We start from the raw sequence: 13287 nt of genomic DNA on the forward strand, positions 1-13287 counted from the left end.
CTCCAGAGGCGCGGCGCCCCAGCCGGCGCGGCCGAGCAGCCAGGCCCCGACGGCGAGCGGGGTGGGCAGCAGGCGCGGTCCCTCCTCGCCCTCGCCCAGCCGTACGTCGGCCCCGGCGCCGAATCCGCGGAAGGTGCCGCGGGCGCCCTGGGGGTAGGCACCGTGGTGGTCCGGGTCGCAGGCTCCGACCACGACGAGCAGATCGGGCCGGGAGGCGGCGAGCACGGACAGCGCGTCGGAACACGCGGTCCGGGCATCGCCGAGTTCGGCGGCGGCTCCCGTGGCGAGCTCCGGCAGGAGCATCGGCGGGGCGGGGCAGACGGCGGCGGCTACGAGCATGATCCGCAGCGTAGCCTCCGCCGGGTGGGCGCGGAGCCCGTCCCTGCTTCTCGCCGCGTGCCCACGCGTCAGCTCGCCGCGTGCCCGCGCGTCAGGAGGAGGCGGGCGCCGCGCAGCCCGACGTCGTCACCGGCAGGGGGGCGGGGACGCCCAGGGTCGGGATGCCGAGGAGGACGCCCTTCGGCTGCGCCGGAGCCGCGTTGCGCTTCTCCCACGCGTCGCCCGCACGGGTCCGGCGCACCGTCCCCGTCGGGCCCTCCGCGAGGAGGTGGTGCGGAGCCGCGTAGGTGATCTCCACGGTCACCACGTCACCGGGGCGGACCTCTTCGTCGGGCTTGGTGAAGTGCACCAGGCGGTTGTCGGGGGCCCGCCCGGACAGCCGGTGCGTGGCGCCGTCCTTGCGGCCCTCGCCCTCCGCGACCATGACCTCCAGGGTCCGGCCCACCTGCTTCTTGTTCTCGTCCCAGGAGATCTCCTCCTGGAGGGCGACCAGGCGCATGTAGCGCTCCTGGACGACCTCCTTGGGGATCTGCCCCTCCATGTCGGCGGCCGGGGTCCCGGGGCGCTTGGAGTACTGGAAGGTGAAGGCGTTCGCGAAGCGCGCCTCGCGCACCGCGTGCATGGTCTGCTGGAAGTCCTCCTCCGTCTCACCGGGGAAGCCCACGATGATGTCGGTGGAGATCGCGGCGTGCGGGATGGCGGCGCGGACCTTCTCGATGATGCCGAGGAAGCGCTCCTGGCGGTACGAGCGGCGCATCGCCTTCAGGATCGTGTCCGATCCGGACTGCATGGGCATGTGCAGCTGCGGCATGACGTTGGGGGTCTCGGCCATCGCCGCGATCACGTCGTCGGTGAAGTCGCGCGGGTGCGGGGAGGTGAAGCGGACCCGCTCCAGGCCCTCGATGGCGCCACAGGCGCGCAGCAGCTTGGAGAAGGCCTCGCGGTCGCCCAGGTCGGAGCCGTAGGCGTTGACGTTCTGCCCGAGCAGGGTGATCTCGGAGACGCCCTCGGCGACGAGCGCCTCGATCTCGGCGAGGATGTCGCCGGGACGGCGGTCCTCCTCCTTGCCGCGCAGCGCCGGGACGATGCAGAAGGTGCACGTGTTGTTGCAGCCGACGGAGATCGAGACCCAGGCGGCGTACGCGGACTCGCGCCGGGTCGGCAGCGTGGAGGGGAAGGCCTCCAGCGACTCGGCAATCTCGATCTGCGCCTCTTCCTGGATGCGCGCGCGCTCCAGCAGGACGGGCAGCTTGCCGATGTTGTGCGTGCCGAAGACCACGTCGACCCAGGGGGCGCGGTCCACGATCGTGTCGCGGTCCTTCTGCGCGAGGCAGCCGCCGACGGCGATCTGCATGCCGGGGCGCTTGGTCTTCATCGGGGCGAGCCGCCCGAGGTTGCCGTAGAGCTTGTTGTCGGCGTTCTCGCGGACGGCGCAGGTGTTGAACACGACGACGTCGGCGTCGCCGTCGGAGCCCTGGGGCGCGCGGACGTACCCGGCGTCCTCCAGCAGGCCCGACAGCCGCTCGGAGTCGTGCACGTTCATCTGACAGCCGTACGTCCGGACCTCGTACGTTTTCACAACAGTCGCCTCGCCGCTCTCGGTACTCACCCGGCAAGGGTACGGGTCGGGCGTGGCGGCCGGGGCCGGGCGTGAGCCGGAGCGGGCCGGGCGGGCCCGGGCCGGCCGTGACAGGACGGCGGGTCGGTGGCAGGATCGCGGCCATGCCTCTCGTACCGACCCGGATCAGCAGGCGCCGTGCCCTGCGGGCCCTGGTGGCCGTGCTGGCCGTGCTCTGCGCCCTCGTCTGGTGGCTGCGGCCCTTCGGCCGGCCGGAGCTCACGGGTGGGATCACCCTCAGCACCGGTGTCCAGAGGGGGGTCTACCACCGCTACGGCCAGCTGCTGGAGCAGGCCCTCGCCGAGGACGTGCCCGGGGTGCGGGTCCAGCTGAACACCAGCGAGGGCTCGCAGCAGAACCTGCAGCGGGTGGCCGCGGGCGAGGCCGACTTCACGGTGGCGACGGCCGACGCGGTGGCCAAGTACCAGGTCGACCGGAAGCCCGGAGCGGACCGGCTGCGCGGCCTGGCCCGCCTCTACGACGATTACGTCCAGCTCGTGGTGCCCGCCGGTTCGCCCGTCCAGTCCACCCGGGACCTGCGGGGCAAGCGGGTCGCCGTCGGCCAGGCGGGCTCGGGGGTGCGGCTGATCTCCGAGCGGATGCTCACCGCGGCGGGACTGGACCCGGTGCGCGACGTCACCCAGGTGGCCATCGGCATCGACACCGTGCCGGCGGAGCTGGAGGCCGGCCGGATAGACGCCTTCTTCTGGTCGGGCGGACTGCCCACCACCTCCGTGAAGGAGCTCTCCGAGCGGTTCGAGATCCGGCTCGTCCAGCTCGGCGACCTGGTGGAGGCGCTCCAGGCCAGTGGCAGCCCCGCGCGCTACTACCGGGCGGCGGTGATGCCCCAGGACGCCTACGAGCGCGCCCGCAACACCTCGGCGGTGTCCACCGTCGCGGTGCCGAACCTGCTGGTGACCCGGGAGGACGCGGGCGCCGAGCTGACGGAGCAGTTCACGCGCACGGTGATCGACAGCCGCGACAAGATCGGGGGCGAGGTGCACGCGGCCCAGCTCGTGGACCTGCGGACGGCGATCTACACGGATCCCCTGCAACTGCACGACGGCGCGGCCCGCTACTACCGCTCGGTCAAGCCGTAGGGCGCACCCCGGCTCCCGTCACGACGGCAGCAGCATCGTCGCCGCCGCGGCGGCCCCGATCAGGCCCGCGTGGGTGCCCAGGGCCGCCGGGACGACCTGCAGGTCCTTGACGAAGGACAGGGTCGCGTACGAGGCCAGGTGCTCCCGGACCGGCCCGAAGAGGGTGTCCCCGCTGGCGGCGACCCCGCCTCCGATGACGGCGATGTCGGTCTCGACGAGGGTGGCGGTGGCCGCGATGGCGGCGGCCAGCGCCCGGCCCGCGCGGTCGAAGGCCGCCAGGGCGACGGGATCGCCCGCGGCAGCGGCGGCGGCCACTCCGGCCGCGGTGGCGTCCCCGGCCGGGACCCACCCCTGGGCCAGGGCCCAGGCCGCGATGGCGGTGCCGGAGGCGAGGGACTCCACGCAGCCGCGGCCTCCGCAGGCGCAGGGCTCCCCGTCGAAGGCGACGCTGATGTGGCCGATGTGACCGGCGTTCCCGGTGGGGCCGGGGTGCAGTTGGTTGTTCAGGACGAGTCCGCCGCCGACGCCGGTGGAGACCACCAGGCAGAGCGCGTTGGCGTGTCCGCGGGCGGCGCCCAGCCAGTGCTCGGCGGCGGTCATCGCCACCCCGTCGCCGGCCAGCACCGTCGGGATCCGCGCCCCGTGCCGCACGAGTTCGGCCTCCACCCGGGCCTGTACGGGGAAGCCCCGCCAGGCGCCGATGTTGACCGGACTGACCGTGCCGCGCGCGGCGTCCACCGGGCCCGCGCTGCCGATCCCGCACCGGACGGCCGCGTCCCACAGCGGGGACTGCGCGAGCTCCGCGACGACCTCCGCGACGGCGGCGAACACGGTGTCTCCGTCCGCGCCGCGCGGGGTGGGTCGGCGGGTGGTGGCCGTCATGGCGCCGTCGGCGTCCACCAGCGCTCCGGCGATCTTCGTACCGCCGATGTCAATCGCGACCGTGGGGCCGGAGTCGGCCGCCGCACCGGCACGGGGGGCGGGAAATGCGGAGGTGGGGGTGGGAGTGGTCACGGGGGGCGCTCCAGGAAGGGGGTCGGTTTCAGTATGCGGCCCGCGGCGGCGCCGTACTCTCACGGGGCTCCAGCCCGGGCCGCTCGCTCTCGCGGGACCTCGGCGGGCCTCCCGCGACCCGCTCGGCGGCGGCCACGCCGGCCACCGCCCTCACGTCGTCGAGGCCGCCGCGCGGCTCCGCCCGGGTACTCCGGGCACACCGGCCGTGTCCGCCTCGGCCCTGCAGTCCGGCAAGGCCGCCCTCACCTGGACCGGAGCCTCTGATGCGGGGCGTTCGAGCAGTCGATCCTGCGGGTCACTCGGGGCCGGCGGAGGGATCGGTGCGCGGGACGGCCACCGTCACGCGCAGCCCGTGCGGCGGGTTCTGCTCGTAGGAGAGGGAGCCCCCGCCCGCGGCGAGCAGGATGCGGGAGATGGAGAGGCCGAGCCCGGAGCCCTTGATGTTCTGGTGGCGTCCGCTGCGCCAGAACCGGTCCCCGATCCGCAGCAGCTCCTCCTCGGTGAGCCCGGGACCCCGGTCGGCGACGACGATCAGCACCCGGTCGCCGTCCACGGAGAGCGCCACTTCGACGTCCTCGCCCGCCGGCGTGAACTTGAGGGCGTTGTCGATGACGGCGTCGAGCGCGCTGGACAGCGCGATCGGGTCGGCCCAGCCGGTGGCGGCGGTCCGCCCCGTCCCGGTGAGCCGGACGCCCTTCTCCTCGGCGTACGGGCGCCAGGCGGTCACCCGCTCGGCAGCCAGCCCCGCGATGTCTATCAGGCTGATCTCGGCGGAGGCGTGCTCGGCCAGGGCCAGGTCGAGCAGGTCGTCCAGGACCTGGGTCAGGCGCTTTCCCTCGGTCCGTACGGAGGCGATCTCCTCGTTGCCCTCGGGCAGTTCGAGGGCAAGCAGCTCGATCCGCAGGAGCAGCGCGGCGAGCGGGTTGCGCAGTTGGTGGGAGGCGTCGGCGACGAAGGCCCGCTGCTGTTCCAGTACCTCTTCGACGTTGTCGGCCATCTCGTTGAACGAGCGTGCCAGGCGCCTGAGTTCCGGAGGTCCGCCGCCCGCGGCGACGCGGGAGTTCATCCGCCCGGTGGCGATGCCGTGGGCGGCCGCGTCCAGGGTCTGCACGGGCTTGAGCACCCAGCTGGTCAGCCGCAGGGCGGCGCCGAAGGCCACGAGCATGGCCGCGCCGAGGCCGGCGACGATGAGCAGCCAGCCGCGCAGGATCCGGCCGCGCATCTGGTCGGTGGGCGACTCGGTGGCGACCACCGCGACCACGTCCCCGTCGAGGACGACGGGGGAGGCGACGATGAGTTTGCCGCGGCTCTGCCAGGGCCACACCTGTGGGGGGTCGTGGCTGCGCCGTCCGGCGAGCGCCTCTTTGAACGCCTTGCGGCCCTCCCCGTCCCCCGGGAGCTCCCACCCGCCGGGGGACCGGGCGATGGCGTCGTCGTTCCGGCGGAAGACGCCGACGTGGATCCCGTACAGCTCCTGGTAGCGGACCAGTTCGTGCTGGAGGGTCGCGCGGCGTTCGTCGGCTCCGCTGGACTTCGAGCCCTCGGCGTCGATGACGAACTGGGCGAGCGCGGCGAAGCGGGCCGTGTCGTCGATCCGGTCGACGACCACCCGCTGCTGCTGCCCGGCCGCGAGGGCCACCGCGAGCGGGAAGCCGAGGGCGAGCAGGACGCCCGCCATCAGGACGACGAGCAGGGGGAGCAGACGGGCGCGCACGACGGGGTGGCCGCTAGACGGCGGGCGGGGCGGAGGCGGCGGGCGGGCCGGAGGCCGCCGGTGCGGGCGGTACGACGAGCCGGTACCCCACGCCGCGGACGGTCTCGATGAGCGCCGGCATGCGCAGCTTGGACCGCAGCGAGGCCACGTGCACCTCGAGGGTCCGGCCGGTGCCTTCCCAACTGGTGCGCCAGACCTCGCTGATGATCTGCTCGCGGCGGAAGACGACGCCGGGGCGCTGCGCGAGCAGGGCCAGCAGGTCGAACTCCTTGCGGGTGAGGGGTACGTCGACACCGTCCACGCTGACCCGGCGGGTGGACAGCTCGATGCCGACGGTCCCGAGGCTGACCACGCCGGGCGTGCCGGCCGGGCCGGTGGCGGCGCTCTCCTCGGAGGCTCCGGTGCGGCGGGCCACCGCGTGGATGCGGGCGAGGAGTTCACCGGTGTCGTAGGGCTTGGTGACGTAGTCGTCGGCGCCCATGTTGAGTCCGTGGATGCGGGAGCGCACGTCGGCCCGGGCGGTGACCATGATGACGGGCGTGCTGGTGCGCTTGCGGATCTTGCCGCAGACCTCGTAGCCGTCCTGGTCGGGCAGGCCGAGGTCGAGCAGGATCACCCCGTAGGGAGAGGCCAGGGGCGGTGCGCCCGCCGACAGAAGGGCCTGCAGGGCCTCCTCGCCGCTGCGGGCATGGGTGACCTTGAAGCCGTGCCGGGCGAGGATCGCGGACAGGGCGGCGGCGACGTGGTCGTCGTCCTCGACGAGCAGCAGTCTCATGTCGTCCCCCTCTCCATCTCTTGATCTCTTCGCGTTCGCCTGGCGGCCATCATGGACCACCAAGCATCCACGCCCATGCCGACTCCCACGTCAAGGCGGTTCCGGTCCGAAGGGGCTTCCGTTACGCACCCGGTACGCCGCGGCCGGGGCCGGGAGCCTGCGGGTACGGAGCGTATCGGCGCGAGGCCGGATCGTTATGCTCAATTCTCCCTCAGATGTGATGACGCTGTGCGCGCCACGTCACTACTGTCCTCCCAACCGAGGAGGACGGAGCCCCAAGCCGATGAGCGGAGTATCAGTGACCAAGGACGTGCGGGACGCGGCCGGTGCCGCGGACGACCTGGTCGTGCTGAGCAACGTCAACAAGCACTTCGGCGCGCTGCACGTGCTTCAGGACATCGATCTGAGCATTGCCCGCGGTGAGGTCGTCGTGGTGATCGGCCCTTCGGGGTCGGGCAAGTCCACGCTGTGCCGGACCATCAACCGCCTGGAGACGATCGATTCGGGCAGCATCACCGTCGACGGCAAGCAACTGCCGTCGGAGGGCAAGGCACTGGCCAAGCTGCGCGCCGATGTGGGCATGGTCTTCCAGTCGTTCAACCTCTTCGCACACAAGACGGTGCTGCAGAACGTGATGCTGGGCCAGCTCAAGGTCCGCAAGACGGACCAGGCGGCGGCCCTGGAGAAGGCGAAGTCCCTCCTCGACCGGGTGGGTGTCGGCTCGCAGGCCGACAAGTACCCGGCGCAGCTCTCGGGCGGCCAGCAGCAGCGCGTGGCCATCGCCCGCGCCCTGGCGATGGACCCGAAGGTGATGCTGTTCGACGAGCCGACCTCGGCCCTCGACCCGGAGATGATCAACGAGGTGCTGGAGGTCATGCAGCAGCTCGCCCGGGAGGGGATGACCATGGTCGTCGTCACGCACGAGATGGGCTTCGCCCGCTCGGCCGCCAACCGGGTCGTCTTCATGGCCGACGGAAAGATCGTCGAAGAGGCCACGCCCGAGCAGTTCTTCAGCAACCCGCGGAGCGACCGGGCCAAGGACTTCCTCTCGAAGATCCTGCACCACTGACCTTCGTATCTGGTAGTGATCCGGTGACGGATCGTCGTCCAGCACGTCTCACTTCACGTCTGTCTCACGTCTCACTTCGAGGGAAGTCCACCATGAAGCTCTCCAAGGTCGGCGCGGCCGCCGCCGTCGCCGTTGCTCTCGCCCTGACCGCGACCGCCTGTGGCGGCGACAGCGAAAAGTCCGGCAGCGACGCCGGCGCGTCGGGCAGTGCCAAGAAGGACAAGATCGTCATCGGCATCAAGTTCGACCAGCCGGGTGTGGGCCTCAAGACCCCCGACGGCAAGTTCACGGGCTTCGACGTGGACGTGGCGACCTACGTGGCCAAGGAGCTCGGCTACGAGCCCGACCAGATCGAGTTCAAGCAGGCCGTCAGCGCCGAGCGCGAGAACCTGATCTCCAACGGTGACGTGAAGCTGGTCGTGGCGAGCTACTCGATCAACGACAAGCGCAAGGAGCGGGTCGACTTCGCCGGCCCGTACTTCCTCGCGCACCAGGACCTGCTGGTCCGCGCCGACGACACCTCGATCACCAAGGCCGAGGACCTCAACAAGAAGAAGCTCTGCTCGGTCACCGGCTCCACCTCGGCGCAGAACGTCAAGACGAAGCTGGCCCCCGAGGCCGACCTGCAGCAGCTGGGTGGCTACTCCGAGTGCCTGACCGGCCTGGAGAACAAGACCGTCGACGCCCTGACCACGGACAACTCGATCCTGGCCGGCTACGCCTCGCAGGACAAGAACAAGGGCAAGTTCAAGCTGGTCGGGCTGAGCCTGAGCAACGAGAACTACGGCATCGGCCTGAAGAAGGGCGACAAGGAGCTTCAGACCAAGGTCAACGCCGCCATCAAGAAGATGGAAGCGGACGGCGCCTGGGAAGCGGCCGTAAAGAAGAACTTCGGCCCGTCCGGCTACAAGAACGAGCCGGCTCCCGCGGTCACCGAAGGCAGCTGACCCGGCGGCCGGTCCGCCGGCCGATCCATCGGTGAGGACCGTCGCCGCCCGCCTGCCGCGGGCGGCGCCGTGCCCCACCGGCCAACCTGGCCATCCTGGGGAGAGCGCAGGCCATCGTGTTCGATTTTCTTGATTCCGGGCAGTACGACGTGCTCGGAGCCTTCTGGGTGACGGTTCAGCTCACCCTCTACTCGGCCGTCGGGTCCCTGATCTGGGGCACCGTACTGGCCGGGATGCGGGTCAGCCCGGTCCCGCTGATGCGGGGCTTCGCCACCGCGTACGTCAACCTCGTGCGCAACACCCCGCTGACCGTGCTGATCATCGGCTGTTCGCTGGGCCTCAACCAGACCCTCGGCGTCACCCTCGGCGGCGGCACGTTCAAGGAGATCGGTTTCCGGCTCGCGGTGCTCGGGTTCATCGCCTACACCGGAACCTTCGTCTGCGAGGCGCTCCGCTCGGGCATCAACACGGTCCCGGTCGGCCAGGCCGAGGCCTCCCGCGCCCTGGGCATGAGCTTCGTCCAGACCCTCACCCTGATCGTGCTCCCGCAGGCGTTCCGGGCGGTCGTCGCACCGCTCGCCAACGTTCTGATCGCCCTCACCAAGAACACCACGGTGGCCGCGGCGATCGGCGTGGCCGAAGCCGCGCTGCTGATGAAGGAGATGGTCGAGAACGAGCCGCAGGACCTGTTCGCCGTCTTCGGCGTCTTCGCCCTCGGATTCGTCCTTCTGACCCTGCCCACCGGCCTGCTCCTGGGCTGGGTTGCCAAGCGAGTGGCGGTGAAGCGATGACCTCGGTGCTGTACGACGCCCCCGGCCCCCGGGCCAAGGCCCGCAACTGGATCTACAGCGGCGTCTTCCTCGTGGTGGCCGCAGCCATCACGTGGTGGGTGCTGTCCGCCCTGGCGGACAAGAACCAGCTCGACGCCGACAAGTGGAGCCCCTTCTTCGCCGAAAGCCAGGTGTGGACGACCTTCCTGCTCCCCGGGCTCGGTGAGACACTGCGGGCCGGCGCCATCGCCATGGTGATCGCCCTGCCCCTCGGTGCCCTGCTCGGCATCGGCCGGCTCTCCGACCACGCGTGGGTACGCAGCGCCGTGGGCGCCTGGGTCGAGTTCTTCCGGGCCATCCCGGTGCTGATGCTGATGCTCTTCGGCTCCGCCTTCTTCGTGCAGTACACGGGCGTGGACTCCGCGGTGCGGCCGCTGTACGCCGTGGTCACCGGGCTGGTCCTGTACAACTCCGCGGTCATCGCCGAGATCGTCCGGGCCGGCGTCGAGTCGCTGCCGAAGGGCCAGACCGACGCCGCGAAGGCAATCGGCATGCGCAAGGGCCAGGTCATGACCTACGTCCTGCTCCCGCAGGCGGTCACCGCGATGCTGCCGGCGCTGGTCAGCCAGCTCGTCGTGATCCTCAAGGACACCGCGATCGGCGGTGCGGTGCTGGGCTTCGCCGAGCTGCTGTCCACGTACCGGCAGATCTCGGCGAACTACAGCAACACCATCCCGACCCTGATCGTGATCGCGGCGATCTTCATCGTCGTGAACTTCGCCCTCACCAGCTTTGCCTCCTGGCTGGAAGGCCGCCTGCGCAAGTCGAAGCGGACCACCGACGCGATCGTGCCGGTGAGTCAGATCGACGGGGGCGAGAACACCGGCGCCTGACCGCCCTCCCGGCGCGGCATCGGACATGCGCTCGAACCCGCGTCCGGCACCCGGCCTGACAGCCGGTCAGTACACTGGCGGGACACGTGTGGTGCGGCGGAACTCATCCGCCGCACCACACGGCATTGTCCGGACCGGCGTCACTTGACGCAGGCACCTCCAGTGGGTTGCATACGTTCTGTGATCACATACCGGACACCGGGAGCCACATCATGGACCCGGTGATCGTCGTCGGCGCGGGGCCCGTCGGGCTGTCCCTGTCCCTCGCCCTGGCCGGCCAGGGCGTGCCCTGCGTCGTGCTCGACGAGGGGTCCGGCAAGGACGAACCCCGCCCCGCCCGCACCGTCGCCCTGCACGCCGACACCGCCGCCATGGTGCACCGGCTGGGCTGCACGACCCTGCGCGACGAGGGCGCGTACTTCGCCGCCTGGCGCACCATGCGGCGCGGCCGCGAGTCCCAGCGGATCACCTTCGAGGACGGCCCGGCCCCGATCCACCTGCCCCAGCACGCCCTGACCCGCGGACTGCGCGACGCCGCCACGGCGCACCCGCAGATCCAGCTGATCACCGAGAGCAAGCTCGACTCCCTGGAACAGGACGGCCGCGGGGTCACCGCCCACACCCGGGGCGCCGAGACCACGTGGTGGCGCGGGAGCCACCTGGTCGGCTGCGACGGAGCCCGCTCCACCGTGCGCAAGCTGCTCGGCATCCGCTTCCCCGGCCGCACCGCCGTCGAGCGCCACGCCGTGGCCGCCCTGCGCACCGAACTCCCCTGGCCCGGCGAGGCGTTGCTGCACCGGAGCCCGCCCGACGAGGTCACCGCCCGGCCGCTGGCCGACGGGGTGTACCGGCTGGACTGGCTGCTCCCGGCGCGCGGGGACCTGGTCACCCCCGACGCTCTGGTGACCCTCATCCGCGACAGCCTCGCGCTGTGGTGCGGGGGCACGACGCCCCCGTACGAGCTCCTCGACACCGGGGTCCACACCCTGCACCACCGGCTCGCCCGGCGCTGGCGCGACGGCCGCTGCTTCCTCGCCGGGGACGCGGCGCACCTGCTCGGCGCGCTCGGCACCCAGGGCGTCGAGGAGGGGCTCCGGGACGCCGAGAACCTCGCCTGGAAGCTTTCCCTCGCCTGGCACCAGGGGGCTTCCGAGGAACTCCTCGACAGTTACGAGGCCGAGCGCCGCAGGGCGGTGGCCGCCCGGCTGCGCGCCGCCGACCAGGCCATGCCCGTACTGCGTGCCGGGGGCGGCCTGCGCACCTACCTCCCCGGCGCCTCGCGTGCCGCCGAACTGCTGCTGACCGACGGCCACTTGGGGCGCGGCCCGCTCGGCGCGGAGCCGGTGTACGCCCCGCCCGTGGCGGTCCACGACGTGCCCACCGCCACCGAGCCGGGCGGGCCCGTGGAGAACGTCCCGGTGACCGCGCCCGACGGCTCGACGGTGCCGCTGCGCGACCAGCTCGGGCGGGGCCGGCTGCTCGTCGTCCTCGTCGCCCCGGGCACCGGGGTCTGGGACCGGCGGCACTGGATGGGCGCCGGCCTGATGCCCCGCCTCGCGGCGGCGGTCGCCGCGCTGCCGGTCCGGGCGGAGCTGCTCGTGGCGGACGGCTACCCCGGGGCGGCGGCGCACACCGTGCTCCTCGTACGACCGGACGGGCACCTGGCGGCCACGTTCGCCGGGGTCCACCCCGCCGAGCTGTACGAGGCCGCGGACGCGGTCCGGCGCGGCCCGGCGACCGCTGCCCCGGCCCCGGCACCCCGGGGCCTGCCGTCCGCCGGTGTGCCGACCGCTACACCGATGATCGATTGACCCTCCAGGCGAGTCGTGCTTCACTCGCGGACATGACCGGCAACGACGTGCGCCTGTGGCGGAGGGTCCACATGGACCTGCTCCGCTACGCGGGCTGCGTCTGTCGCCCTTCCTGCTGATTCGCCGATTCGTCTTCCCTGCGCGCGCCTTCGTGGATCCGCCGCGCACTCCCGCGAACCCCCAGGACGGTCATCCTCCATGTCTGCACCCACGCACGCCCCGGCACCGGCCGCCGCTCTCTCGGCGGCGGACCTCCTCGCCTTCACCCAGCGCGTCGCCTCCGACCCCGAACTGATCGCCTCCCTCCCCCTCGACCCCGAGGGCCGGACGTGGATCCGGCTCGACGGTCCGGGCGGCAGTGAGGCCTGGCTGATCGGCTGGCCGCCCGGCACCGGCACCGGCTGGCACGACCACGCCGAGTCCCGGGGCGCGTTCACCACCGCGCGCGGGCGCCTCACGGAGAACTCCCTGGCGGTCCGCCTCCCGGCGGAGGGCTGGCAGTCCCTCTCCCTGGCGCCCGACGTGGACCGCACGCGCGGACTGGACGCGGGCACCGGGCGGGCCTTCGGCGAGCACCACGTGCACGAGGTGCTCAACGAGTCCGCGACCGAGCACGCGATCTCCGTCCACGCGTACCACCCGCCGCTCCCCCTGATCCGCCGCTACAGCCGCACCGGCCCGGTGCTCACGCTGGAGCAGGTCGAGCGTCCGGCGGACTGGCAGTGAGCGGCATCGACGCCCTCGTCGACCGGCTGCGGACCACGTACACCCGCGTGGACCCGGCCCAGGCGCACGCGGAGTCCCTGGCCGGGGCCCTGCTGGTCGACATCCGCTACCAGGCCCTGCGCGAGCGGGACGGACTGATCCCGGGCGCGCTGGTGGTCGAGCGCAACGAACTGGAATGGCGCCTCGACCCCGAAGGTTCCCACCGCCTCCCGGAGGCGGTGGACCACGACGTCCGCATCATCGTCATCTGCAACGAGGGGTACGCCTCCACCCTCGCGGCGGCCTCCCTGCACGCCCTGTCCCTCCCCCACGCGACGGACCTCACGGGCGGCTTCCAGGCCTGGAAGTCCGCCGGCCTGCCCACCATCCCCGCTCCTTCCTGAACGCGCCGGCGTTCGATGCGCGGGGTCCGGGGCGGAGCCCAGGGGCTTTGCGCGTCCGGGCGGAGCCCGGGCAACGGTGGAAGGGCGGGGGAGGGGAACTCCGCCCCGCGCGGCGGCGCGCACGGCGC

13 protein-coding genes and 1 pseudogene are annotated in these 13287 nt (G+C 72.3%); 9 read left to right on the plus strand and 5 right to left on the minus strand.

Going from position 1 to position 13287, the window contains the following annotated elements; translation table 11 throughout:
- Positions 1-339, minus strand: a pseudogene (locus ABZY57_RS14400) (hypothetical protein); the annotation flags it as partial.
- 91 nt (positions 340-430) lie between these two features.
- Positions 431-1948 carry a tRNA (N6-isopentenyl adenosine(37)-C2)-methylthiotransferase MiaB gene (gene miaB / locus ABZY57_RS14405; RefSeq protein WP_356511645.1) on the minus strand — a complete coding sequence of 506 codons (1518 nt, stop codon included), beginning with the start codon at positions 1946-1948 and terminating at the stop codon, positions 431-433.
- Positions 1949-2061: 113 nt separating this feature from the next.
- On the opposite strand from miaB, the gene ABZY57_RS14410 reads away from it, so the two are divergent.
- Positions 2062-3057 carry a TAXI family TRAP transporter solute-binding subunit gene (locus tag ABZY57_RS14410; RefSeq protein ID WP_356511647.1) on the plus strand — a complete coding sequence of 332 codons (996 nt, stop codon included), beginning with the start codon at positions 2062-2064 and terminating at the stop codon, positions 3055-3057.
- 18 nt (positions 3058-3075) lie between these two features.
- Here ABZY57_RS14410 and ABZY57_RS14415 read toward each other — a convergent pair whose 3' ends face one another.
- From ABZY57_RS14415 to ABZY57_RS14425, 3 genes are all read right to left on the minus strand, one after another.
- Entirely contained in the window at positions 3076-3993 is a 918-nt protein-coding gene (locus ABZY57_RS14415; RefSeq protein WP_356511705.1) for an ROK family protein, read from the minus strand.
- A gap of 373 nt (positions 3994-4366) precedes the next feature.
- Entirely contained in the window at positions 4367-5785 is a 1419-nt protein-coding gene (locus tag ABZY57_RS14420; RefSeq protein ID WP_356511649.1) for a HAMP domain-containing sensor histidine kinase, read from the minus strand.
- A 13-nt stretch (positions 5786-5798) separates the two neighbouring features.
- On the minus strand, positions 5799-6560 hold the full coding sequence (locus ABZY57_RS14425; protein ID WP_356511650.1) for a response regulator transcription factor: 762 nt from the start codon (positions 6558-6560) through the stop codon (positions 5799-5801).
- Positions 6561-6843: 283 nt separating this feature from the next.
- On the opposite strand from ABZY57_RS14425, the gene ABZY57_RS14430 reads away from it, so the two are divergent.
- The 8 genes from ABZY57_RS14430 (at position 6844) to ABZY57_RS14465 (ending at position 13159) form a co-directional block, all read left to right on the plus strand.
- Positions 6844-7629 (plus strand): amino acid ABC transporter ATP-binding protein, encoded by a 786-nt coding sequence (locus ABZY57_RS14430; RefSeq protein ID WP_356511652.1) that lies wholly within the window; start codon positions 6844-6846, stop codon positions 7627-7629.
- Positions 7630-7721: 92 nt separating this feature from the next.
- Positions 7722-8576 (plus strand): glutamate ABC transporter substrate-binding protein, encoded by an 855-nt coding sequence (locus tag ABZY57_RS14435; RefSeq protein WP_356511654.1) that lies wholly within the window; start codon positions 7722-7724, stop codon positions 8574-8576.
- A 116-nt stretch (positions 8577-8692) separates the two neighbouring features.
- Positions 8693-9367, plus strand: coding sequence for an ABC transporter permease subunit (locus ABZY57_RS14440; RefSeq protein ID WP_356511656.1), 675 nt, complete (start codon positions 8693-8695; stop codon positions 9365-9367).
- Positions 9364-10239, plus strand: a complete 876-nt coding sequence (locus ABZY57_RS14445) for an amino acid ABC transporter permease (protein WP_356511658.1) — start codon at positions 9364-9366, stop codon at positions 10237-10239. The genes ABZY57_RS14440 and ABZY57_RS14445 overlap by 4 nt, the downstream gene beginning before the upstream one ends.
- Positions 10240-10451: 212 nt before the next feature.
- Positions 10452-12050, plus strand: a complete 1599-nt coding sequence (locus tag ABZY57_RS14450) for an FAD-dependent monooxygenase (protein WP_356511660.1) — start codon at positions 10452-10454, stop codon at positions 12048-12050.
- Between the two features lie 32 nt (positions 12051-12082).
- Entirely contained in the window at positions 12083-12169 is an 87-nt protein-coding gene (locus ABZY57_RS14455; RefSeq protein ID WP_311318651.1) for a putative leader peptide, read from the plus strand.
- A 79-nt stretch (positions 12170-12248) separates the two neighbouring features.
- On the plus strand, positions 12249-12776 hold the full coding sequence (locus tag ABZY57_RS14460; protein ID WP_356511662.1) for a cysteine dioxygenase: 528 nt from the start codon (positions 12249-12251) through the stop codon (positions 12774-12776).
- A complete protein-coding gene (locus ABZY57_RS14465) occupies positions 12767-13159 on the plus strand; it encodes a rhodanese-like domain-containing protein (protein ID WP_356511707.1) in 393 nt (130 codons plus the stop codon). Before ABZY57_RS14460 ends, ABZY57_RS14465 begins: the two co-directional genes overlap by 10 nt.
- Positions 13160-13287 lie beyond the last annotated feature (128 nt).

Origin of the sequence: Streptomyces sp. NPDC006450 (assembly GCF_040612195.1) — a bacterium.
Lineage (GTDB): Bacteria > Actinomycetota > Actinomycetes > Streptomycetales > Streptomycetaceae > Streptomyces.